Below are 24,063 nucleotides of genomic sequence, written 5' to 3' on the forward strand. Positions count from 1 at the left end.
GATATGCAGGGTCAGGTCAGTAAAGTTCTGGCACCCCCATAATATTTTACAGGGGGGGCGGATTATGGAACGAGGATATGACCACGGTCTTGTTCATGACCGTTCACAGGGCGCTGACCCCGCGCCACAGATCGATCTTGCCATCGCGGGCGTATGTGTCGATCCGCGTCAGTTCGTCCCTGCTGAAATGAAGGTTGTTCAAGGCATCAAGTGAATTATCCAACTGCGCAACATTACGTGCGCCGATCAGCGCGGATGTCACCCGCGGGTCGCGCAATACCCATGCGATGGCCATCTGGGCCAGACTTTGCCCCCGTTGCGCCGCCAATTCGTTCAGGGCACGCACATGCGCCAGGTTTTCCGCCCCCAGCATGTCACGACTGAAGGACTCCCCCCGTGCCGCCCGGGACTGATCCGGGATTCCATGAAGGTATTTGTCCGTCAACAATCCCTGCGCGAGTGGAGAGAAGGCGATACACCCCACCCCGAGTTCCGCCAGCGTATCAAGCAATGACACCTCCACCCATCGGTTCAGCAGGGAATAGGAGGGCTGGTGGATCAGCAGGGGCACGCCTTCCGCCTTCAGGATCGCCGCCGCCTCACGCGTGCGTTCCGGTCCATAGGACGATATGCCGACATAAAGTGCCTTGCCCTGGCGCACCATCTGCGTCAGCGCGCCCATCGTCTCCTCAAGGGGAGTATCAGGGGACGGGCGATGGGAATAGAAAATATCCACATAATCAAGACCCATGCGGTGCAGGCTCTGATCCAGGGAAGCAAGCAGATATTTGCGTGATCCCCCCATCCCATACGGACCAGGCCACATGTCCCATCCCGCCTTGGACGAAATGACCATTTCATCACGGTGGGCGGAAAAGTCTTTTTTCAGGATCTGGCCAAAATTTTCTTCGGCGGAGCCATAGGGCGGACCGTAATTGTTTGCGAGGTCGAAATGCGTGACGCCACGGTCGAATGCCCGACGGATAACCGCACGCCCTGTTTCAAACACGTCGCTTCCGCCAAAATTCTGCCATAACCCAAGGGATATCGGGGGCAGATCCAGTCCCGAGCGACCACAACGCCGAAAGTCGGCCCGTTCATAACGGCGTGCATCAGGAACCCATGTCATCTTTTCTGTCTCCCCCTGTGGTTGATACCGCAGGGTCAACGATATACGCCAATAAGGAGAACGGGAAAGAGGGCGATGGTCATACATCGCACATGGCACAAAGCGTTATTCTGGGCGCCTTGCTACAGGCATCAAGGGATTACCTGCCGGGGATTTCTTGGGAAATCCCCGGAAAACATGGGATTTGTGGAAGAATTCGATATTCGCGAACCCTTATCCCATCCGATGGGTATGTTCAAAGCCCCTTCATCGAAACCTGTCTGCGTTCTTGATGCTGCGATCATATAAAAGGACGTCCTGATGATAGATCGCATGAATGCGCGCGGTCTGCCGTCCGGTCAGGACGATATCGTGATCAAGGCTTTCATTAAGGTGCTGGATACGCACGCCACGGAATGCGGGCAGGACCCTGTGCAGGTTCGCAACAGCCGACAGCGGAACCAGATGATCCACCAGCACCTGTTCGGAACGGTCATTGACGTACCATGACTGGGGACGAAAAATATGATCCATTCCATAAATCGAACGGGCGTTTTCGACATGGTCGAGAGCATCATCCACCGAACGGAACTTCATGTAACGATCACGAAACGTATCCACAACCTGTCGATGGCGGCCCCCCCCTGCCCTTGCATAACAGTAAGAGGAGACAAACCGGGCAACGGGATCGCGCAGGATGGCAACGCTGGGTATTTGACGCAGGGTTGCCGGGGCGGTCCGGGTAAAGAAATGCATTGTCTCATGTAACATGGGACGACCGTACAGTGCCGTGGCAATGGATGTCCCGGCATTTTTCGGCACATGAATGAACAATACCCCCCGTCGTGCGATCAGATCCATGCGCTGCCGACGTTTGCGTCCATGTGGGACATATAACCCGCGATCCGCCGCCCATTCATGAAAATCTGAAGGAAGTTCGAATCCCATCCCACGCGTCAAAGAATGAAATAAACCTTGGGACAAGGTGGAATGTGAGGCCGTGTATCGCGTATTCACAGAACATTCGGGGGTAGTACTATTGGCTCTCATGATATTGCGATCTCTGTCTGGTAATGAAATTCAGGAAAACACTCTGGAATACAAGCAATTCCTATCATACCCACCACGGAAATCGAGCCATGGATGATGCTTTGTTACTTTATTTTTCATAAAAACTACATGATAGAAAAATTTTGTTACATTAATAACCAAAAAATACAGACATGATTTGTAATTTATATTTTGAAATATTTCCCTGCATTTGATGCATGGTCAGGATTGTTATTTTCCATTACCGTTTTTGCCCATTATTTGCGGATGGTTGCTATTCCCCAAAGGAACGCTCAGGCTGCATCGTCCCCCATGTGTCTGCTATTCATTATTGAGACATGACCACTGACATGATCGGACATCCATGTTCTTATATGGTGCCCAATCAACAGGGCTGTGTGTAACACCGTGATGGGGGCGGCCATTTACAGGGGCCAGGCAGGCTGTCTGTCAGATGGATTTCCACGCACTGCCCAGAACTGTCACACAGGGAAGATGGTGCTGGGCAGGGCGGTATTTCTCTCACTCAAAGATCCGTCAATCCTGTTCGAAGGAATGAATTCTCCCTGAAAATAATAATCATGTGTGATAATATCTTGTGAACATCCCAAAGCTATACCCGCCTGTCGTGATTATTTTCATGCAGATTCAAGGTGAAGGCTGCTGTCCTGCCATGTTTTACCCTTCTGCATTCCCTGAAATTCAGGGTGCATCCAAAAACAGATTCAGCAGGTTCAGAAATTCTGCCGGGGCCTGTGCATGTACCCAATGGCCTGCATCTGGTATGACCTCCAGTTGGTAATGCGGGAAAAGCTGTCGCATCACAGGATAATTTGCAGGCTGGATATAGGGTGATCGCCCCCCGGCAATAAACAGCGTCGGGCCATCATAATGTATTTGCGCGCCCAGTTGCGGCCATCCGATAATGGCAGGCATCGACGCCACAATATCCTGAATGCCGATATTCCAATGCGGACGTTCCCCAAGGGTAAGGTTCGTTATCATCAGATCACGTATCGGCTTTTCCCCGATAAACTGTTGCAGGAGAGCATCCGCCCCCACCCGGTCCAGCATGGCGGGCAGACGTAACGCTGCCATCTTGTGCGCAAGCTGGTATGACTGTGCAAATCCCCCTGTCGCCGGGGCGATATCGGCAACCAGCAGGGAATGCACATCCGTGCAGAAAGACAGGGCAAGCATCATCGCGACCTTTCCCCCCATTGAATGGCCGACAACCGTGGCAGGTAATGCATCATGCGCCGCCAGTGTCTCGCGCACGTCAGCGGCGAGGGTGGGATAGTCCATCGCCCCATGAGGGCTTTGCCCATGGTTGCGCAGGTCAAGCGCCAGTGTACGTCGTGTGGCTGCGATGCGCCGTTGGAAAAACCCGAAATTACGTCCTCGCCCGAACAGGCCATGAAGGAAAACGACAGGAGGACGTGACAGGTCGCCGTTTTGCGGTCCCTGTTCAATCATATTCAGCAACATAGGCAGAAAAACTCCTGTTTTCAGTCTGGTCTCGTTCCCTATCCTAGGGTAATCGCCCTCCTGCCGCCCGTCATAACTTTGTGGGGATGGCTACCTGGCGGAATTGACCGCGAAATCCGCGTATGTTCCGGTTGTTCAAACATCTTGATCCGCGCCGGATGACGGGAACATGCATCGTGGAAAACACGCCGAAACTGATCCAGTCCATCGAACGGTCCGCAGCCATATTGGAAATCATTGCACAGGAAGGCGGCGCCGCGCGATTGCAGCGGATCGCATCCGTTTCAGGTATCGGCAAGACGACAGCACACAATATCCTCCAGACGTTGGGCCAGCTTGGTTATGTGCAACGCAGGCCGGGCGATATGCGATATCATCTTGGGGGACGTATCCTGAATCTTGCGCGTATCGCAGGGGACGACACGAGGCTGCGCACCCACCTGCGTCCGATGCTGGAGGCCATCGCGCGTGAAAGTGGCGCCACCGCCTGGCTGGCTGTACCCAGTGGCGATGAAGCCACCTATCTCGACATCGTGGATATCGCCAATCCCGCGATGGCGACATCGGGCATAGGCCGTCGTGAAAGGCTTGAAGGGTCGGCTGTGGGTCTGGTTTTCCTGGCCTTTGTCCCCGGATTGGGAAAGAGGGTACTGGCAACCCGTGCCAATGCGTTGGGCCAAGATATTCGCACACAGATCGAGGCGGTACGGATAAGTGGATACGCACTGGATTTACAGGCCTATCAGGCCGGACTGCATGGTGTGGCCATCCCGTGGCGTGAAAACGGGGAAGTACGGGCCAGTATCTGCCTGACGGGATCAGCGGCGCAGTTTCCCCGGCACCGGCTTGCACGCATGGCATGGATGATGATGCGGCATGCCGGATGCGCGCGGTTCAACAATGCTGAATAAACCTGTTTTCCCGGCCGCGGCATGTTCCCATGCCGGGGATGATGGTTATTGTGCGTTTTCCATTCGGAACAGCGGTTAATAGGACAGGTGCGATGAAATTATCTTCTGCAACACTCATGCTGAACGCTGCCCTGACCGAGGCGCAGCGACTTGGCGTCAGCGTGTGCATTTCCATCGTGGATGCCGCAGCATGGCCTGTGGCCTTCATGCGTATGGATGATGCCCCGCTGGGGGTCATAGATGTCAGCAACAAAAAGGCACGCACGGCAGTGCTTTTTCAGATGGACAGTGCAGATTTCGCAAAAATCGCCCACCCCGACGCTGGTGCATATACGCTGGAAAACACCAACGGTGGCCTGACCAGCTTTGGTGGCGGTCTGGTGCTCAGGGCGGCTGACGGTGTGCTTGTGGGGGCAATCGGCGTTTCTGGCGCCTCCACCGAGGATGACATCGCCATCGCCCGCGCCGCGGCCAATATCCTAACGGCCTGAATGGCCTTTGTCCGGGAACTCTCATGACGATTGAAACCGCACCGCCCAAGCCCATCAATGGGATTGTTGTCCCTCCCCGTGGCAGGACAGCGGCGCTGCTTACGCTGACATTCGGCACGTTCGTCGTTGGCACCGGGGAGTTTTCCATTATGGGAATGCTGCCCGAATTCGCATCGTCGCTTGGCCTTTCACCCGCTGATGCCGGATATGCCATCACTGCCTACGCGCTTGGCGTGGTGATTGGCGCGCCGCTCATCACCGTTCTGGGTGCGCGCCTGTCGCGGCGTGAACTGCTGTTGCTGTTATTGCTGCTGTTCTGTGCTGGCAATGTCCTGAGCATCCTCATGCCGACGCCTGGACTGGTGGAGGTCGCGCGGTTCATCACCGGCCTTCCCCATGGCGCACTGTTCGGGATTTCCGCACTGGTGGCGGCATCCATGGTTGAACGGTCCCGACGTGGCTGGGCGGTCGGGCGTATCCTGTCCGGCATCGCGATTGCCACGTTGCTTGGTGCACCATTTTCGACATTCGCCGCCGACCATATGGGCTGGCGCGTGGCGTACCTGATAATCGCCGTCCTTGGCTTCGTCGTCTTCCTTGGGGTCCTGCGCTATATTCCGGCTGACACACCCAACCGCGCCAATTCCCCCCTGCGGGAGGTCACGGCACTGGGTAACACGCAGGTGCTGCTGACACTGCTGACGGCGGCCATCGGGTTCGGGGGCATGTTCGCCATCTATACCTATCTGACCAGCGTGTTGCAGGATGTGACGCATGTGCCTGAATGGCTGGTCATGGTGTTCATGGTCGTCTGGGGTCTGGGCATGCTGGCCGGTGCGAATATCGGTGCATGGATCGTGGACCGTAACCTGGATCTTGCTGCAATTTTGGCACTGGCGGGCAGTGTCCTGGCCATGGTGGTCTTCCCGGTACTGCTGCATAACATCTATGGCTTGATGCTTGACGTCTTTCTTATTCCCGCGTTTGTCAATGCACTTGGTCCCGCGCTACAGACGCGCCTGATGGATTTCGCAGGGGATGCACAGACGCTTGCCGCCTCGCTCAATCACTCGGCCTTCAATATCGCCAACGCGCTGGGGGCCTCGCTCGGCAGTCAGCTTCTTGCGTGGCATTATGGGTATGGTGCACTTGGCATGGGGGGGGCAGTCCTTTCGCTTGGGGGGCTGCTTGTCTATCTTCTGGCGGTGGCAATCCTGAAGAAAAGCGGTATTGCCGAAGTCCGCGAACCGATCCTGTAGCCCTGTTATGTGGCCTGCCGCGTGGGGCAGGCCATGTTCCTGCCCCACACCCGCCCCCGGTTTCAGGTGATTGCACGCGGAGACAGCGTGCGTGCAAGTGCTGCTAGCGCATCGAGCTGACGGGCCAGAAACTCCCGCGTTGCGACATCGCGCAGTTCCAGCGTCTGTGCATCCACCTTGCCTGTCACCTGCCCGATCATTGCTTCGGGCCGGTTGAGCACATAGGCGTCGAGGAATACAAGACTCTGGCGCAGATGATATTGCGCCCGTGCGCCCCCGATCATTCCCGGGGACGCGGTTACAAGTGCCACGGGCTTGCCAGCCAGCGGTTGCGGCGACACACGCGACAGCCAGTCGATCGCATTTTTCAGAACACCGGGGACGGAGTAGTTATATTCAGGTGTCACGATCACCACGGCATCCGCTGTGGCGATCTGTTGCGCCATCGTCAGCACCGGGGCAGGGAATCCCTCTTCCTGTACATCCTGACTGTAATGCGGAAAGGTGCCGATGAAGCCAAGCGGAGTGATGGCAATCCCTTCCGGTGCGATCTCCGGCAGGGCACGTGCCACTGCTGCATTGAATGACGCCTTGCGCAGGCTGCCCAGAAGGGTAACAAAATGCAGGGGGCTGGTCGTGGTCATGCTGCTTCTCCATAAGGGTATGAGGGTTACAATCGGGTATCCGCGATACTGCCGCCCACGTTGCCCGGCCTGACGATAACATCACATATGGCGGGAGAGACTTGTTCAACATGGTGACATTAGCAGTCGCGGAAGGCGAATATCCGGCATTCCAGAGCTGGAAAGATGAATTTTCCGCCATTGCCCCGGATCTGGACATCATCTGGTGGGAAGATGCCCAGTGTATCCCTGACCGTGTGGATTACCTGCTTGTATGGAAGCCTGCGCATGGTGCTGTTGCGCGCTTCAGGAACCTCAAGGCGATATTGTGTGCGGGCGCGGGGGTGGATCATCTGCTGGCAGACCCGCACTGGCCCCATGACGTACCGCTTGTGCGCATGGGGGGCAGGGAAACGGCTGCCCTGATGGAGGAATATGTGACATGGGCGTGCCTGTCCCTTCTGCGCGAAACCCGTACATGGGCACGGCAGCAGGAACGCAGGATCTTCCATCGTAGGTTGGTGACGCGCACGGCTGCCACCACGACCGTCGGGATCATGGGGATGGGGCATCTGGGCGGGCATGTGGCACGGCGGCTGCATCACTTCGGGTTTAAGGTGCGCGGCTGGTCACGGACACGACGCGAGGTTCCGGGCATCAGATCATTTGCAGGGGCAGGCGAGCTGGGAGAATTCCTGTCGCAGGTCGATATCCTTGTCTCCCTCCTGCCCAACACGGCACAGACACGTGACATGATCGACGCAGCCCTGCTGTCGCGGCTGCCGCGCGGGGCCATGCTGGTGAATGCCGGGCGTGGGGAACAGGTGTGCGAGGTCTCCCTGCTTGCGGCACTTGATAATGGCCACCTTGCGGGGGCGGTGCTTGACGTTTTTCGGGAGGAACCCCTGCCGATGGCCTCCCGCCTGTGGGAGCATCCGATGGTGACGGTTACACCCCACGCCGCCTCTGAAGCATCCCGGACGGAGCAGGCTGCCTATCTGGCGGAAGTCATTCACGAAATCGAGCATGGTGTGCCCCCTGCCCTTCTCTATGATGCAGGACGTGGATATTAGGAATAGGATGGGCGGTACCTGATCGAAATGTTCCAAACCACATGATGACGAAAGATGCGCCAATGCAGAAGCGCCGCATGGGACTGGTGATGATGGGTCTTGTAATGGGGGTGGCCGCGTGCACCACCGCCCAGCCCGCGATCCAGGCGCAGATGACCGCCGGGCAACGTATCTATCGCGCACCGGGAACGGCGGATGACCCATGGGGGCCATATATCCAGCAGGCCGCCAGCCAGTTTTCCGTTCCACAGGCGTGGATACGTGCTGTCATGCAGCAGGAATCCGGTGGAAAACAGTATCTGGATGGGCAGTTGACCACATCAGGCGCGGGTGCAATGGGCCTGATGCAACTGATGCCCGAGACCTATGCCGACATGCAGGCACAATACGGGCTTGGTGGTGATCCATATGACCCCCATGATAACATCATGGCAGGCACAGCCTATATCCGGCAGATGTATGACCGTTTTGGCGCCCCTGACTTTCTGGCTGCCTATAATGCTGGTCCGGATCGGGTGGAGGAATGGCGCCGCAATGGTGCGCCGTTGCCTGATGAAACCGTGCAATATGTGGCGGCCATCACGCCCAGTCTGGGAATCGATGCATCCCCCCTTCGCGCCCCCACCCTGCTGGCACGGGCGGATGGGGTGAACCCGGATGCCGCCTATGTGCCCCCAGTCAATGCTTCTCCGGTCAATGCTTCTACTGACACGGCGTCTTCCACTACTTCCGAGCCTATCAGGATGGCAGCATCCCTGTCACGGACGGCGGATGGCTGCCTGCGTAATGCCGATGCTGCCTATGACCCGGCGGCGCCCTGTCTGATGGATCAGGATACACCGCATGATGATGGGGGGAGTGCGCCCTCAATGACGGCCGGTGCCATCGCGATTGCCGACAGCGCCCCCCTGCCGGATACACAGACGTCATCTGCACCATCATCCCCCATACTTCATGCCGCAAGCTATATACCCGCCCCGACGGGGCAGTGGGCGGTGCAGATCGGCGCATTTTCCACGGATGTGGAGGCACGTCAGGCCCTTGATACGACACGCCAGATCATCGGGACCGGACGTGTGCCTCTGGCCACCATGGTCATGCCGGTTCCGGTTGCTGGTGGCACGCTTTATCGTGCCCGTTTCGTCGGGTTTGCCGCCGACGATGCATTGCGGGCGTGCCAGACATTACATGCGCATGCCATGGCATGCCTGACTGTGCCCGCACATGCATGATATACTATCATTGGTATCGGGAACATCCTGCATGCGCCCGGGCCCCCATCATGACAGACAAGGATATGACGTGACGATAACACGCACAGCGGCAATGACCGTGTTTCTCCCCTTGCTTCTCGGTGCATGCCACCACCACAGGACACCTGCCCTCATGACACATCAGGACCCATCACATGTCCAGTCGATCGGCATGCCCAATCCCGCATCCGCACATTGCATCAAAATCGGCGGGCGGTTGGAAATCCGTAACGATGCGGATGGTGCAGTCGGTATCTGCCATTTGCCTGATGGCACGAAAATGGAGGAATGGGCGCTGTTCCGCAGGGATATGGGCAAACGGTAGCCAGTAGCTGTTTTGTGATATGGATCATGCGTCATCATCCCTTTTTCCCGATGTCGCATGTCCCATATCGGATGTGCCGGGCAATGTTCGTTCCGGCATGGAGGTTGCCATGACAATGGGAACACAATACCGCCCCACGCCAGAGCCGGAAATGCATCCCGGTCGCAATGCCATGGACTGGCTTGGAATTGGCATTGTTGTGCTTACACTGGCGCTGTGGGGCGCGCTGATGGTGCTGTAGGCACCGCGAAGTCCTTTAATATTGTTCGTGCAATATGTCTTCCCACACTCGGGAGGGTTGGATGTCCATGTACCTGCGCCAAACCGCATATAATAACATCCCACGACTGCGTGGGCCGAACCGTTGGGATATCGTTGGTCCCACCCTGCTTGCCGTCGCTTTTGCCCTGTCAACGGCATTGATTTTTCTTGAATGACAGGGAACATGGGAACACGAAACCCGGTCAATCAATAAAGCCGGGTTTCGTGCCCCAATCTGTCGGCAGGTTACGGGGCCGGATTGGAATGAATCTGGTGAATGGCGTTGATCTTTCCTTCCAGCTCCGGGGACATGCTTATTTCCGTCGATCCCAGAATTGTCTTAAGCTGTTCAATACTCGTGGCGCCAATAATGTTGGATGTCACAAATGGGCGCGACGTTACAAAAGCAACAGCCAGTTGTACCGGGTCCAGCCCCAGTTCATGGGCGAGGTCGATGTAAGCGCGGATTGCAGCATCCACACCAGGTTTTTCATAACGTTGCCCACGATTGAACAAGGTGGTGCGTGCCCCCTCAGGCCGGGCGCCATCGAGGTATTTTCCCGTCAAATAGCCCTGCGCCAGGGGGGAATAGGCCAGCAGGCCCACCTTCTCCCGCATGGCGATTTCAGCAAGGCCCGTCTCAAAAGTACGATTAATCAGGTTATATGCATTCTGGATTGATGCGACACGTGGCGCACCGGTTTTCGCGCATGCCAGATATTGCGACACTCCCCATGCCGTTTCATTGGACACACCGACATGTCGGATTTTCCCTTCATTGACCAAATCCCCCAATACGCCAAGCGTATCGGCAATGGGAACTTCGTCCGGATCGGGGGGGGCCGTAAAAGTCGTCCCCCCTTCGCCGAACAAGCCAATGCGACGATCTGGCCAATGTAGCTGGTAAAGGTCGATGTAATCTGTTCCAAGGCGACGCAGGGAGCCTTCTATCGCGTAACGGATCTGTTGTGGGCTCAACCGGGTTTCTTCTCCGCCGGGTCGGAACCATGGCATCGTACTGCGCCCCACCACCTTGGTTGCGAGGATGACCCGGTCGCGGCCACCACGGGCCCTGAGCCAGCTTCCGACAATCGTCTCCGTGGCGCCATAGGTTTCAGCACGGGGCGGAATGGAATAAAGTTCGGCAGTATCAATGAAATTGATGCCATGTTCCAGCGCAAGGTCAAGCTGTGCATGACCTTGCGCTTCTGTATTTTGCTGTCCGAATGTCATTGTGCCCAGGCAGATTTCACTGACCATGATGCCTGTACGGCCAAGTTCTCTTCGTTTCATCCTAAAATCCATCGCTTGAAGCAGCACATGACTGCCGGGGACGCCGGTGCGGCGCATCGGAAACAAGTGTGGCAAGGGATTTCATATGGTGCAACCATCCCCGAAATCATTGAAAGCGGGCGATGATTGCATTGCACCTGCGTGTAACGCCTGTCTGGACATATTGTGTATGCATATTGGAAATTGCGTATCGAAAGGACATTGGTCCCTTCATGGAGGTAAGATACATACGCCCCCCCAATGCAGGCCACGCATAACCCCAGACATGCTGTCTTTTATGCCTGGTTTCTTCTGTTACATGATGTCCGACGTCTCTGCTGCCCTGCAAAGGAAGGCTTGACAGATATTTTTTCCTACATTCCAATCCTGTCTTTATCCTGAATGCGGCATAGGAAATCCCGACAGATGTTTCGATCGACCTGTCTCGTTACGATATCGTTCTGGTCACTTCTGCAGGTGGCGCATGCGGCGCAGGAACCTGCTGGCGCCGTATTCCACATTACCCCAGGCCGCCCCGTGCCGGAACTGATGGATTATGCCCTGAAAGCCACTCCCCCTGCACCCTCAGCGCAGGAAAAGAAACCCGACCTTGTCGATCTTTCCAGCCTGTCGCCGCTTTTCCATTTTGACGTACGTTATGCCACAACACGGAATTTCCTTAGCTATCCCGTTTATTCCTCATCCCATGCGTATTTGGAACGTCCCGCGGCACAAGCACTGGTACGGGTACAGCGCGCCCTGCATTCACAAGGTTACGGTTTGCTGATTTATGATGCATATCGACCGTGGTACGTCACGAAACTCTTTTGGGATGCAACGCCTCCCGACAAACACCAGTTTGTGGCCGATCCTGCGGTGGGGTCTATGCACAACCGGGGATGCGCGGTTGACCTGACGCTTTATGAACTGAAATCCGGCCTTCCGGTGTCCATGCCCAGCGGGTTTGATGAAATGACCCCGCGTGCCTATGCCGATTATACCGGTGGTACACAACAAGAGCGGAAAAGCCGGGAAATCCTGCGTCAGGCCATGGCACGGGAAGGTTTCACACAGCTTCCAGAAGAATGGTGGCATTTTGATTACAAGGATTGGCGGGATTATCCGATACAGAATCTCCGTTTCGAGGACATCCCCCCTGTTGTGAAACGCACAGCGGCACCATAAATACACAATATAAAACCCGACATTAATTCACATATAGATAGTTTAAAACTAAAATATTTATAAAAAACTATAAGTTATTCATAAATTTTATTATTTTGTTTTCCAACAATATATATTATAAAATATTATTTAAATAATATAAAAACGATGACTTCTTCATGCAGAAAATTTTAAATACTCACCTATACATCTTTACGGGGTGGCCTTACATTGGTCGCAGCTCCCCCCAGGAGATCAGTTCGCTGGTACAATCGTCATGTTCAATCTGGCACTCGATCAAGGGCGGCCCTTCATGGTTCTTCAATGCCTACGCAATTGCATTGGTCAGTTCCCCACCTGTCGTCACACGTAGACCAAGCCCTTTTCCATCTTCCGTATTGAAGGCGGTCATCAACCAGACGAGGATATGATTCAAGACCTCCAATCCCGACCTTCACGGATCCACCGGTAGAAATTCTCTGTACCTGCATGATCGTGAAGGGGAAAATGATCTGGCAGTTACTGCCACTGGCACCCAGTCGTGACAATATCAAATGGCCTCAACGATCTGCTGCAGGTTTGTGCACGGGGAGCAGTCCAACCGCCCCTCCTTCGCAGTATCAGGGGGTAATCAGGGCCCACAGTGCATCACACAGTTCACTTACATATTTCCTGATTGTCCCGACGATACTGCGCGCAGATGGTTTCAGTCGAAGCCATCATGATCTCATCAGGTTATCGCAAACCCATGGATCATACCGTGCAAAAATCACCCGATTCATTTTCCATCAGTTGCTGAACTGTGTCAGCGCCAATCCGACCGTGGACCGTAATGGACAGGTGTCGTTGCCGAGGTTGCTTACACTTATTATATTGGCGGTGACGATGCTACTACGATTGTATCAAAGCTGTTTGGGAGCAGATATTTGAAAAGTAATGACAGAACACTCTGGCGTTGCCTTTATCTCAAAGGCAATATCCTTCAAATATGCTGATAAAAGATTTCCTACTGTCAGCGCAAGGCATCTTCCACCAGTTCCTCCAACGACATTCCCACCCCTTCGCTGGCAAGCAGCCTATCAAGGAACCCATCGATTGCCAGCACGGCCAAGCCATGTACACGTCCCCACAGGGCGGCACGTGTTCCCGCGCATGTGTGTGATGCCTGCCGTTCCTGCATCCCCTCAATCACCTGTGTCAGCATGGCTGATGTCCGGCTTGACGCCAGGGCTAGTGCAGGTGTGCTGCGATCAATGGCGTCACTGCGAAACATAAGGGTAAACAGACCGGGGTTGAGAATGGCAAAGCGCACATATGCCATTCCCGTTGCATGCACCCCTTTTTCCAACACCGGGGAAAGCGTTGCGGCCAGTTCTTCATATCCCATGCCTGCAAGCGCACTTAGAAGGCCGGTCAGGTTACCAAAATGCGGTGTTGCGGCTGCTGAAGACACACCCGCATGCCGCGTGATGGCGCGTAGCCCAAGAGCAGCAATGCCCTGTTCCTCCAGCAAATGACGTGCAGAATTCAGCAAAGCCGCACGCAAGTTGCCATGATGATAGGCTTTCCTGCTTCCGCCTTTCCGCCTTGGCGCAGGGCACGGCAAAGCCAATATCATATGATCGTGGGAACTTGACACCTGCTTGCCCTGATGGTCATTCTTTACAGTGTTAAGTTTAAGCCCGCATGGTGGTCAAGCAAAAAGCAGGCTGCCTTATGGAAAGGATTCCGCGTGCGTTTTCCCAGCCCTGTCCGCACCCTGACCTGTTTTGCCGCAGGCCTATGCCTTGTCGCCCTGCCATCCATCGTTCACGCAGCGCCCATCATGCATGAAAGCAGGCCGGGACAACTTACTGCCACGGCCTCGCTGCCTGAAGCATTCGGCCTGCCGGATGCGGGACGTGCCATGCGCATTACCTACCTTTCCACAAACGGCATTACTGGCAATGGGCTGGTACCTGTTACGGCCGAAGTGATCCTTCCCCCCGGTAAGCCCCCAAAGGGAGGGTGGCCTATCGTTGCATGGGCACATGGCACTGTGGGGGTTGCGGATCATTGCGCCCCATCCTCCAATCCATGGACGGATCGTAACAAGCAGTACCTGTCGACCTGGATGAAGCGCGGATTTGCTGTCGTAGGTACCGATTATCAGGGGCTGGGCACACCAGGCACGCATGCTTATCTGGATACGCGGGTTGAGGCGTACAGCCTGCTTGATGGGGTTCGCGCTGCCCTGTCCTCCACCCCGGAACTACGTAACAGGGTCATGATTGTCGGACAGTCGCAAGGCGGTGGCGCCGCATTTGCATCTGCGGCATTTGCCCCCACTTATGCCCCCGACATCGATATTCGTGGTACGGTGGCGACCGGCGTGCCGTATCTTACGCCGGAATTGTTGAAACAGCTCATGACGACTTCCGCCACACGGCAGCAGGGCGCGACGTTTGACCCTCTTATGGTCTATACCCTTTATCTCGCACAGGGACTGGCTGGTTATGACCCCGCCTTCCGACCACAAGATGCCTTCACCACAAAGGCCCTGCCCGCCTATCAGGCCGCGAGTGACCTGTGCGTGCATGAACTGACCGACCAGGTGAAGGCTGAGGGCCTGACGTTCGGTAACTCGCTTACACCGAATTTTGCAAAGGTCCTGGCCCCGGCACTCGCTGCGATGGCATATCCTACCATGAAACTGAATCAACCCTTGTTCATAGGCACAGGTGAACTGGACCGCGATGTTCCGCCACCGTTGCAGTTCGGCCTTGTCAAGGCTGCGTGTGCGGCAGGAACAATCGTGCAGGCACATCTTTACAAGGGACTGGACCACAGCCAAACGGTCAATGCCTCCCTGCCGGATTCAGCCGCGTTTACGCAGGCGGTCATGGCAGGAAAACCCGTAACGCCACACTGCACGCCCACCGCGCAGTGATTATGCGTAAACAGCCCGACAGACCACATCACATTTATCGTGGGCACATGCATATGTTCTGGTGAACAGCTATTTCCCATTCCCGAATGCAGCACTGCTCCCCACCGGCCATATGCTTGATGGGGAGCAGGTCAAAGCACTGGTCCGACCATCGCCAGGATATTGTTCCACAGCACCCGATGGATCGGCCAATGTATCACATCATCAAGCGTCACGCGTGCGGCCGCAGTGGTATAGCTTTGCTGCCTTTCGTATATGGCCGCCGTAAAATCCCGATCCACCAGCAGGATATTATTTTCAAAATTAAGGTCGAAGCTACGCCGATCCAGATTTGCCGATCCGATCATGGTCATATGGCCATCTACCGTAAGTGCCTTGGTATGCAACAGGCCGTGGGGATATTCATGGATCATGACGCCGGCCTCCAGCAGTTCACGATAATAACTGCGGCTGGCACCCGCGACGATCCATGAATCATTACGACGCGGTAGGGTCAGGACCGTTTTTACACCCCGCCGCGCCGCCGCGCATAGGGCGGCCTGTATCGGTTCATCCGGAACATAATACGGCGTGGTGATCGTCAGTTCCCGCGCCGCTGCATTCATGAGCGAGACGAATACCTCAGGCATTGCCGCATAACGGACTGCGGCACTTGTGCCAATGACCTGCGCGACGAATCCTTCTTCCACCGCCATGGGAGGCGGAGCAAGGAGAGGTGTCAGATCCTCGTCCGTATGGGCGATCCAGTCCGTCGCGAAAAGATGCTGGTTCTGAAGCACGACGGGACCTTCGAAACGTGCGACAAGATCCACCCACGGTGCAAAGCGGGCCTTGACCCGGAATTCTGGATCGGCGCAATTCTGGCTTCCGCAATAGGTGATCCGGTTGTCAATCACGACAATCTTGCGATGGTTTCGCATGTCGAAACGTCCCCGGAAAGGACGCTGCAAAAGATTTCCGATCGGCAATGCGCGCACAACCCGCACCCCGGCCGCACGCATATCCCCCCAGTGGTGGCTGTGTATCAATCGCCGTGATCCAAGATCATCGGCCATCACACGGCAGACAACCCCACGAATGGCCGCACGTTTAAGGGCCTCGACAACTTTCATACCATTATTATCAGACAACCAGATATAAAAGCTGATATGGACATGTGCGCCTGCGGCATCGATATCGGCAACCATAGCCGTGATCGCAGCATCGGAATCCGACATCAGCCTAGCCCGGTTACCACCGGCGGGAGGATAGCCACTGATCGACTGCCCCACCCGGAACAGGGGTGCAAGGCGGGGCGGAAGGCCGAAATCATGTTCGGCGTCAATGAGGGCATCATTCTTTTTTCCCGGAACCGGCAGATCCCGGATTGCTTTGTGGATACGCTGGACAATCCGCCAGTTGAGGTGCGTTTCACCCAGCAGCAGGTACGTAACCATCCCCAGAACAGGCAGCGATCCGATAATCGCAACCCACGCCACACGTGACGCTGGCTGACGATGGGGTCTTAACAGCACCCTTCCAATAAACAGTAACTGACACCCAAGGGTCGTCGCACCAACCCAACCCCACCCCATATCGTTCGCCCCGCCCTGATCCGGTAACGCCTAAAGCCGCATGAAATGGTATCGCGTGCATGGCGTATGGGCAATATTGACCTTTAACCTCCTGCTTTTCCTATAGATATCAGGCCTTCTGTATTCTTGGGTATCCACGCTCCACAGCGAAGCTGGCATAAGTTGATAATTTGCCATCACGTTGCGTGACCTTGTCGAGCACCTTAAGGTCGGCATGCCAGACATCACGTCCGACATCGCACAGCACATAGCCACGCTGGTCCGTCGTTGCCATAAGCTGCGGGTTCTCACGCCGGACCGAACGACTGAAACTGTCGTTATCCCCGCCCCCATCCGAACCCGACGATATGGATGTCGCAAGAAATTCCACCGATACCGGGCTGGAATCATTTCCATCAAGAAGCAGGTTCCCGGCGAAGTGACGATGTGCATCTCCCGTCACGTTTACTACATTCCCGGGGCAGTTCTGCCTGATGAACTGCAACAGGCGATTGCGGCTGTACATATATCCAGACCATTGATCCATGCTGTACAGCAACGCGCCATGATCGGATTTGCGAAAGGCAAGATTCATCATCATGACCTGATGGGCCAGCAGGTTCCACCTCGCATCTGAATGGGCAAGGCCATTGAACAGCCATTGTTCCTGCTCCCGTCCCATCATTGTCCGATCTGATGACCAGACATCCTTCCCTTGTGCGGCGAACTGATCCCCATATGCCTGGTCACTGCGATACTGCCGTGTATCAAGCACGAATATATTCATCAGGTCGCCATAACGCAGGCTGCGGTATATCTGCATATGATTACCATCGGGCAGCGAAGTCAGGCGCAGTGGCATATGTTCATAATAGGCCTGCATGGCCGATGCCCGGCGCAGTCGGAATATATCCGGTGGTGTGCCGTCCTGATCACTGTCCCCGGCCCAGTTATTATCGACTTCATGGTCATCAGACGTGACGATCCAAGGTACTGCGGCATGGGCCGCCTGCAGGTCTGCGTCCGCCTTATACTGTGCATAACGGCGACGATATTCATCAAGGGAGTAACATTCAGGTCCAAGATGACGGCGCAATGCCTGAAACGATGTGCTGTTCGGCGTTATGCCGACCTTGCTACCGCCACTTTCATAAATATAGTCACCATAATGGAACACGAAATCTATTGGTTCGTTCGCAATATTACGCCAGGCAGTATAATATCCCTTTTCATAATGTTGACATCCTGCGGCGGCGAACCTTACGCGCGCGGGGGATGCATCGGGTTGTGGGAATGTATGGCTGCGTCCGATCGTGCTGTCGTAACCGGCAATGCGGAAGCGATACCAGTATGGTCGGTCAGATTTCAGGCCTGTCACTTCCACATGCACCGAATGCCCCAGTTCGGGATGGGCAAGAGCCTGCCCCCGACGCACGATATGCGAAAGAGCCTCATTTTCACCTACTTCCCATATTACCAGCATCGGGCGGTTATTATCCATACCCGCGTCAAGCGAAAGTGGCGCAGGCGCAAGACGTGTCCAGATTACAAAACCATCTGATGAAGGATCGCCTGATGCGACGCCAAGTTGAAAAGGTGATATATCAAATTTCGGATTTTTATCGAGGTTAACTGGAGTAGCAGCCTTCAAGGCCCTGATCCGCGTAGAAAGCAGCAATCCTGTGCCCAAGCCTGCCAAAACCTGCCTGCGTTTTAGAAATACCATGAAAATCCCTTTCTGGATCTGAATATAAAATACAGATTTCTGCTCTGCCTGCCTTTGCTCCCAGATCCAGAATGCCTTGACCCGATCATTGAAGATCCTCCCTTACATTATGTAAAATCGTCAGGGGCCCTTGTGTGATATTTTTATGAATTTATATTGATATTAATATATGTGCTTATAACAAATATTAATATGGTATTTTATAAAATATATTTATATTTTAGTCATATTATAAATAAATAATTTCATTAATACTTTTTATATTGTGTGAGAGAACGAATATATTTCTTGGAGATTGTTTTAAAATAAACCATTGATAAAATAAGAAAATTTTGCGATTGCCGTTTTTTTGAAAAAGGCAACGTCTTCCAAAAATTTCTAGGAAACATTCACAAAAAAAACCTTGATATTTTCTTGATATTATTTATTCAAACTTTTGAAATAATCTCTGAAATTATAAATCAGAAAGTGATCTGATTGATTTTTCGCAGGACTCTACGGATATGGGCGATCATCAACCACGCGTGGGATAATGATATTGTTGCCTCGACATCCTTCGTAAGGCGACGGCAGCGTCCAAGCCATGCAAAGCTACGCTCCACAATCCAGCGTTTGGGCAGGACGACGAAGCCTTCGGCCCGATCGCTACATTTGACGACCTCGATCGTACATCGGCCGAGTTCAACCCACGCACCACACAATTTCTTGCCAGCATATCCCCCATCATCGATCAGATAGCGAAGCCAGGGAAATTAAGGACCTGATTCGGGCCGCGACCCGCGGCGCGCCGTCGCGGTCCTGGATGTCGGCAGGATGCACTATCGGGCACGGTTCTCGGCGGTCCACATCAGCAACTCCTTCAAATCAGGCGCGCTGACAGAAAATCATAAACGATTCCAATCATTCAGCATGTTCTTGGACGGACACATAAGAGCGCAATCAATCTGAAATTGAAAAACCTGAATATCAAAAAAGGCCCCGGTTAAACCGGAGCCTTCCTTGGGGTTTTATTGATCTGATCAAGTCAGGCCTTTCGGGATGACAGGCAGGATCAGTTGGAACTGGAGTTTGAGTTTGAATCTGAGTTGCCATTCCGGTTCCAGTCACCACCGTTACGATCACCGCCGCCATGACCGCCCCAGCCACCGTTCTGGTTGCCGTTATTCTGGCCGCCACCATTCTGGTTCTCGCCATTGCCGTGACCGCCACGACCGCCCCAGCCGCCGTTCTGGTTGCCGCTATTCTGGCTGCCACCATTCTGGTTCTCGCCATTGCCGTGGCCACCGCGACCGCCCCAGCCGCCGTTCTGGTTGCCGCTATTCTGGCCGCCACCATTCTGGTTCTCACCATTGCCGTGACCACCACGACCGCCCCAGCCGCCGTTCTGGTTGTCGCCATCCTGACCGCCACCATTCTGGTTTTCACTACCATGATGATGACCATGGCGCCCGTCCTCGGCATGGGCAACCATCGGTACAGAGGCACCAAGAGCCAATGCGAATAAAATCGAGCGTTTCATAATGTCTCCTATAATCTGACCATCAAGAGATTGTCCCGCATGCTTTCAAATGTAAGCCCCAACAATGTTACAAATAGAATCAAGGAGAAGAAGAAGGATATGTCCTTCATATGGCGAATCGCAATAATAATACAAAATGTAACATGTATTATATATGAATAAATCTCCTGGTCTTTATTATATATTCATGAAATACATAAAACATATTTGATATTTATGGATGTTAAATTATCATTAAAAGTAAATGTGGCATGGAAACAGAAAAAGAGCCATTAGCGAACAATTTTTTCATAATTCAAAATATTCCCTATGAAATTGGAAATTTGCACAATTTATAAGTAATGTTTCGAATGTATAATTATTCCTGTTATTTTATCATAAACAGGGATTATGAATGTGAACGATTTTTGATGGTTTTGTTTATCTGCCTGCATTCCGTATCTTGTCATCATCCACCACCTGCCTATGCTGGCAGGACATGCATGATCATGCGAATACAACCTGCAAGGGAGTTTCAGACAGTTGGCAACACCTCAACCTATTGATACCAAACTGACCCAAGCGGCTGTATTTCTTGTTGTCCGCCTGAATGATGACATATCTGTCAACAATCAGGTGCGAGATCTGCTTGGGGATATTTCCTCCCTGGTACGTGGTGTCGGTTTCCGGGTGCCTGACGGCAGGTTAAGCTGCATCACAGGTGTTGGGTCTGATGCCTGGGATCGCCTTTTCGGCCTGCCCCGCCCAAGGGAACTGCACCCGTTTCAGGAAATCCGTGGCGTGCATCATGCGCCCGCCACCGCCGGGGACCTGCTATTCCATGTCCGTGCAACACGCATGGATCTTTGCTTTGAACTTGCGACAGCAATCGTCAGTAGGCTGGATGGTGCCGCAGGTGTTGTTGATGAAGTGCATGGTTTCAAATATTTCGATGAGCGTGACCTGCTTGGCTTTGTCGATGGAACAGAGAATCCTTCGGGGCAGGCAGCGCTTGAATCCACGCTGATTGGTGATGAGGACCCTGAATTCGCTGGTGGTAGTTATGTGATTGTCCAGAAATACCTGCATGATCTGAAAAAATGGGATGCCATTCCCACAGAGGTTCAGGAACATATCATCGGTCGTCGAAAGGTGTCGGATATCGAACTGCCCGATACCGCCAAACCCAGCTATGCCCACAATGTCCTCACCAATATCGAGGAAAACGGACAGCAGCTTCAGATCGTGCGTGACAACATGCCTTTTGGCGAAGTTGGCAAGGGAGAGTTTGGCACTTACTTCATCGGTTATGCGTGTTCGCCCGCACGGACAGAGCAGATGCTGCAAAACATGTTCATCGGAAAACCACCGGGTAATTATGACAGGTTGCTTGATGTCAGTACGGCGGTGACAGGAACCCTGTTCTTCATCCCGACAGGCGATTTCCTCGACAATGCGCCAAATATCCCGGCAGACAATATATCTGCCGCCTCTCCTGCCACTCCTCCCCTTACGGAGCCAAGGCCCGGCTCTCTTGGTATCGGATCATTAAAATAAGGAATTCCTGACATGAATAATCTTCATCGGCACCTTGCCCCCATCTCCAGCAGCGCATGGGCACAGATTGAGGAAGAGGCAGCCCGCACTATCCGGCGGCATCTGGCAGGACGTCGCATTGTTGATACGTCAGAGCCGAAAGGCGAGGCTTTCTCTGGCGTCGGGACGGGACGCACGCGTCAGATCACCTCCCCTGGCGAAGGTATAGAAGTCACGCAGCGTGAAGTCCTGCCACTGGTAGAATTGCGCGTCCCCTTTACCCTGTCACGCACTGAAATTGATGCCGTGGAGCGCGGCTCTCTTGATTCCGACTGGCAGCCGGTCAAGGACGCCGCACGCAAAATCGCGTTCGCTGAAGACCGCGCCATTTTCGATGGATATGCCGCCGCCGCAATGCAGGGCATCCGTCAAAGCACGTCCAATACCCATCTCAAGCTACCTGTATCCGCAAAGGATTATCCCCGTGTTATTGCCGATGCCCTTGGTGCATTACGTCTGGCTGGGGTAAATGGGCCTTATTCGATTGTCCTTGGCACAAAAGCCTATGAAGTCATCAGTAGCGGCGATGACGAGGGCTATCCTGTCCGCAAGCATATTGAAAGCCTGATTGATGGGAAATTGATCTGGGCCCCAGCTATCGAGGGGGCTTTTGTGGTCTCTACACGTGGCGGTGATCTGGCCCTTGATATCGGACAGGATTTTTCAATCGGTTATCTGGCGCATACGGCGCAGACAGTTGACCTCTACCTGCAGGAAAGCTTTGTGTTCCGTGCACTTACCAGTGAGGCAACTGTCGTCCTTGACCCCACCACCAATGAGACAGACCTGGCAAAAGAACCTGCCTGATTTCTGCGGCAGCATGATATTACGTCTGTCAGGCACAGGTTCGTAAACCTGACAGACAGGCCAGAACCATGGATAAAGGACATAAAGATGGACAATCCACTTCAAGATTCCCCGCAAAAGGAAGCCCGGATCCTCGCCAAGGCAAAGGAACTGTGGATTGCTGATGGCAAGCCCGGATGTGGGCCCGAAGCCTATAGGGAAAACGCCTCTGAACTGATCGGGATAGAAAATAACCCTGATGCAGGACAGATTCCGGTGGCCTCTTCCGTCCCGCTTGATGCCAATGGACAGCCGATAGAGCCGGCATGGATAGAAGAAAACCTGGGTAATCCCGGGGGAAGCATGAATGAACTTGATGATAAACAGGAAGTCCCATTTGCGACGCGCAAAGAAGAGAAAGACGCCCTGAACAATTAATATTATTTCCCAAATGTGAGGGCATCGGGGAATTCCAGAAATTATAGAGCAATAAAAATTCTGACGCCGCCCTTTTAAAAGGCGGCGTTTTTAGATTCATACAGTTCTAATTATAGAAGTGAGTGTTTGAAAATTTTAACTCTAGCATTATGTCTGGTTTATTTTTACAAATTCAAACTCCATGAATTTCAAAAGATACGTGAATATATCGATATATTATTGTAATATTATCAGGAATTATTTTTATTTTGCAAACGCACGTTTCAGCGCGGAAAAATATGAATTTTTGAATATTTTACTCAATGGTGCTTCCGGAATAAAAACGTCAAACACATGATAGGCACCAGGAATGACACAAACTTCCGTTGGGACACCTACTGCCATAAGGCGTTTTGCATATTCAAGATCTTCGTCAAGGAACAGGTCCAGAGATCCAACACCAATATACGCTGGTGGCAGGCCATGCAGATCTGCCGCACGAAATGCCGCAGCATATTCCGAAACACCGGCACTACCTGGTGCCTGACCCAGATAGGCATTCCAGGCATAATGGTTGGCAGAACGAGTCCAGATATATTTACCCAGTTCAGGGGATGACATGACAGTCGTACCCGTCCGGTCATCAAGCATCGGATAAATCAACAACTGAAAACACACAGGCACCTCTGCACGATCCCGTGCCATCAGGGCAAGGCATGCCGTCAGCCCCCCACCCGCGCTGTCTCCCCCGATCGCGATGCGCGCCCGATCAACCGACAGTTTGTCAGCATTTGCATGCGTCCATTTTAATACAGCATAACAGTCTTCTATGGCAGCAGGATACGGTGCTTCAGGGGCAAGGCGATAGTCCACGGAAACAATGACAATACCCAGTTCATTTACAAGGTTCCGGCATCGCGCATCATCCACTTCGGGCGTGCCGCTGACGATACCGCCACTGTGAATATAAACCAGCACGGGGATATTTTCGTCCCTTTCCCGTGGGGTATAGATAACCACGGGAACCTGTGGTGCCCCCACAGGTCCAGGCACAGTGCGCGTTTCAACATCTACATCCGTATATGAAGGCACCTCGACCGTACGGATGGCGGCAATGAATGCCTCTCTTGTCTGCAAAAGGGTCTGGTCACACAGCCCGTCAAACGACGGCAGAACTTTCAGGGCAGCACGGAATTCAGGGGCGACGGGATTGTGGGGCATGGGGATTTTCCTCCGTTATCTATCGCTACGATAAAACGTACTTCCCACACCGACATCAT

General features: G+C 53.8%; 22 protein-coding genes and 1 pseudogene. 12 read left to right on the forward strand and 11 right to left on the reverse strand.

What is annotated here, in order from left to right; all coding sequences use genetic code 11:
• Positions 1-103: 103 nt before the first annotated feature.
• The 3 genes from mgrA to IFJ82_RS08670 form a co-directional block, all read right to left on the reverse strand.
• On the reverse strand, positions 104-1,129 hold the full coding sequence (mgrA, locus tag IFJ82_RS08660; protein WP_062808783.1) for an L-glyceraldehyde 3-phosphate reductase: 1,026 nt from the start codon (positions 1,127-1,129) through the stop codon (positions 104-106).
• Between the two features lie 246 nt (positions 1,130-1,375).
• The gene (locus IFJ82_RS08665; RefSeq protein WP_040510775.1) at positions 1,376-2,056 is read right to left on the reverse strand and encodes a sulfotransferase family 2 domain-containing protein; all 681 of its coding nucleotides are present in this window, start codon (positions 2,054-2,056) and stop codon (positions 1,376-1,378) included.
• 804 nt (positions 2,057-2,860) lie between these two features.
• Positions 2,861-3,646 (reverse strand): alpha/beta fold hydrolase, encoded by a 786-nt coding sequence (locus tag IFJ82_RS08670; protein ID WP_192263852.1) that lies wholly within the window; start codon positions 3,644-3,646, stop codon positions 2,861-2,863.
• A gap of 158 nt (positions 3,647-3,804) precedes the next feature.
• On the opposite strand from IFJ82_RS08670, the gene IFJ82_RS08675 reads away from it, so the two are divergent.
• The 3 genes from IFJ82_RS08675 to IFJ82_RS08685 all read left to right on the forward strand — a co-directional run bounded on the left by IFJ82_RS08675 (position 3,805) and on the right by IFJ82_RS08685 (position 6,307).
• The gene (locus IFJ82_RS08675; protein ID WP_192263854.1) at positions 3,805-4,557 is read left to right on the forward strand and encodes an IclR family transcriptional regulator; all 753 of its coding nucleotides are present in this window, start codon (positions 3,805-3,807) and stop codon (positions 4,555-4,557) included.
• Positions 4,558-4,649: 92 nt separating this feature from the next.
• Positions 4,650-5,048, forward strand: a complete 399-nt coding sequence (locus IFJ82_RS08680) for a GlcG/HbpS family heme-binding protein (protein WP_062808781.1) — start codon at positions 4,650-4,652, stop codon at positions 5,046-5,048.
• Between the two features lie 23 nt (positions 5,049-5,071).
• Positions 5,072-6,307, forward strand: coding sequence for an MFS transporter (locus tag IFJ82_RS08685; protein ID WP_192263856.1), 1,236 nt, complete (start codon positions 5,072-5,074; stop codon positions 6,305-6,307).
• A gap of 62 nt (positions 6,308-6,369) precedes the next feature.
• Here IFJ82_RS08685 and IFJ82_RS08690 read toward each other — a convergent pair whose 3' ends face one another.
• Complete coding sequence (locus IFJ82_RS08690; RefSeq protein ID WP_192263859.1) at positions 6,370-6,951, reverse strand: NADPH-dependent FMN reductase; 582 nt, start codon at positions 6,949-6,951, stop codon at positions 6,370-6,372.
• Between the two features lie 110 nt (positions 6,952-7,061).
• On the opposite strand from IFJ82_RS08690, the gene IFJ82_RS08695 reads away from it, so the two are divergent.
• The 4 genes from IFJ82_RS08695 (at position 7,062) to IFJ82_RS15900 (ending at position 9,822) form a co-directional block, all read left to right on the forward strand.
• A complete protein-coding gene (locus tag IFJ82_RS08695) occupies positions 7,062-8,003 on the forward strand; it encodes a 2-hydroxyacid dehydrogenase (RefSeq protein WP_003619751.1) in 942 nt (313 codons plus the stop codon).
• Between the two features lie 41 nt (positions 8,004-8,044).
• The gene (locus IFJ82_RS08700) at positions 8,045-9,235 is read left to right on the forward strand and encodes a lytic transglycosylase domain-containing protein (RefSeq protein WP_338042207.1); all 1,191 of its coding nucleotides are present in this window, start codon (positions 8,045-8,047) and stop codon (positions 9,233-9,235) included.
• Between the two features lie 154 nt (positions 9,236-9,389).
• Positions 9,390-9,581 (forward strand): putative hemolysin, encoded by a 192-nt coding sequence (locus IFJ82_RS08705; protein ID WP_192263861.1) that lies wholly within the window; start codon positions 9,390-9,392, stop codon positions 9,579-9,581.
• Between the two features lie 109 nt (positions 9,582-9,690).
• The gene (locus IFJ82_RS15900; RefSeq protein ID WP_275395023.1) at positions 9,691-9,822 is read left to right on the forward strand and encodes a hypothetical protein; all 132 of its coding nucleotides are present in this window, start codon (positions 9,691-9,693) and stop codon (positions 9,820-9,822) included.
• A 266-nt stretch (positions 9,823-10,088) separates the two neighbouring features.
• On the opposite strand, the gene IFJ82_RS08710 is transcribed toward IFJ82_RS15900, so the two are convergent.
• Positions 10,089-11,135: an aldo/keto reductase gene (locus IFJ82_RS08710; protein ID WP_192263864.1), complete on the reverse strand. Its 1,047-nt coding sequence runs from the start codon at positions 11,133-11,135 to the stop codon at positions 10,089-10,091.
• Positions 11,136-11,540: 405 nt separating this feature from the next.
• Between IFJ82_RS08710 and IFJ82_RS08715 the strand changes: the two genes are divergently transcribed.
• The gene (locus IFJ82_RS08715; protein WP_003619743.1) at positions 11,541-12,299 is read left to right on the forward strand and encodes a M15 family metallopeptidase; all 759 of its coding nucleotides are present in this window, start codon (positions 11,541-11,543) and stop codon (positions 12,297-12,299) included.
• Between the two features lie 991 nt (positions 12,300-13,290).
• Here IFJ82_RS08715 and IFJ82_RS08720 read toward each other — a convergent pair.
• Positions 13,291-13,896, reverse strand: coding sequence for a TetR/AcrR family transcriptional regulator (locus tag IFJ82_RS08720; RefSeq protein ID WP_048858937.1), 606 nt, complete (start codon positions 13,894-13,896; stop codon positions 13,291-13,293).
• A gap of 114 nt (positions 13,897-14,010) precedes the next feature.
• Between IFJ82_RS08720 and IFJ82_RS08725 the strand changes: the two genes are divergently transcribed.
• Positions 14,011-15,207 carry a lipase family protein gene (locus IFJ82_RS08725; RefSeq protein WP_192263867.1) on the forward strand — a complete coding sequence of 399 codons (1,197 nt, stop codon included), beginning with the start codon at positions 14,011-14,013 and terminating at the stop codon, positions 15,205-15,207.
• A 131-nt stretch (positions 15,208-15,338) separates the two neighbouring features.
• On the opposite strand, the gene cls is transcribed toward IFJ82_RS08725, so the two are convergent.
• The 4 genes and pseudogenes from cls to IFJ82_RS08745 form a co-directional block, all read right to left on the reverse strand.
• Complete coding sequence (gene cls, locus IFJ82_RS08730) at positions 15,339-16,781, reverse strand: cardiolipin synthase (RefSeq protein WP_192263870.1); 1,443 nt, start codon at positions 16,779-16,781, stop codon at positions 15,339-15,341.
• A gap of 109 nt (positions 16,782-16,890) precedes the next feature.
• Positions 16,891-18,486: an alkaline phosphatase D family protein gene (locus IFJ82_RS08735; RefSeq protein ID WP_192263873.1), complete on the reverse strand. Its 1,596-nt coding sequence runs from the start codon at positions 18,484-18,486 to the stop codon at positions 16,891-16,893.
• Positions 18,487-18,947: 461 nt separating this feature from the next.
• A pseudogene (locus IFJ82_RS08740) lies at positions 18,948-19,308 on the reverse strand (transposase); the annotation flags it as partial.
• A gap of 229 nt (positions 19,309-19,537) precedes the next feature.
• Positions 19,538-20,005 carry a hypothetical protein gene (locus IFJ82_RS08745; RefSeq protein WP_192263876.1) on the reverse strand — a complete coding sequence of 156 codons (468 nt, stop codon included), beginning with the start codon at positions 20,003-20,005 and terminating at the stop codon, positions 19,538-19,540.
• Positions 20,006-20,527: 522 nt separating this feature from the next.
• Between IFJ82_RS08745 and IFJ82_RS08750 the strand changes: the two genes are divergently transcribed.
• The 3 genes from IFJ82_RS08750 (at position 20,528) to IFJ82_RS08760 (ending at position 22,804) form a co-directional block, all read left to right on the forward strand.
• Positions 20,528-21,541 carry a Dyp-type peroxidase gene (locus IFJ82_RS08750; protein ID WP_192263887.1) on the forward strand — a complete coding sequence of 338 codons (1,014 nt, stop codon included), beginning with the start codon at positions 20,528-20,530 and terminating at the stop codon, positions 21,539-21,541.
• Positions 21,542-21,553: 12 nt separating this feature from the next.
• Positions 21,554-22,387: a family 1 encapsulin nanocompartment shell protein gene (locus tag IFJ82_RS08755; RefSeq protein ID WP_003619733.1), complete on the forward strand. Its 834-nt coding sequence runs from the start codon at positions 21,554-21,556 to the stop codon at positions 22,385-22,387.
• Positions 22,388-22,474: 87 nt separating this feature from the next.
• Positions 22,475-22,804, forward strand: coding sequence for a hypothetical protein (locus tag IFJ82_RS08760; protein ID WP_192263889.1), 330 nt, complete (start codon positions 22,475-22,477; stop codon positions 22,802-22,804).
• 243 nt (positions 22,805-23,047) lie between these two features.
• Here IFJ82_RS08760 and IFJ82_RS08765 read toward each other — a convergent pair whose 3' ends face one another.
• Positions 23,048-24,004 (reverse strand): alpha/beta hydrolase, encoded by a 957-nt coding sequence (locus IFJ82_RS08765; protein WP_075596249.1) that lies wholly within the window; start codon positions 24,002-24,004, stop codon positions 23,048-23,050.
• Positions 24,005-24,063: the final 59 nt, after the last annotated feature.

Origin of the sequence: Novacetimonas hansenii (assembly GCF_014843995.1) — a bacterium.
In the GTDB taxonomy this organism is placed as follows: Bacteria; Pseudomonadota; Alphaproteobacteria; order Acetobacterales; family Acetobacteraceae; genus Novacetimonas; species Novacetimonas hansenii.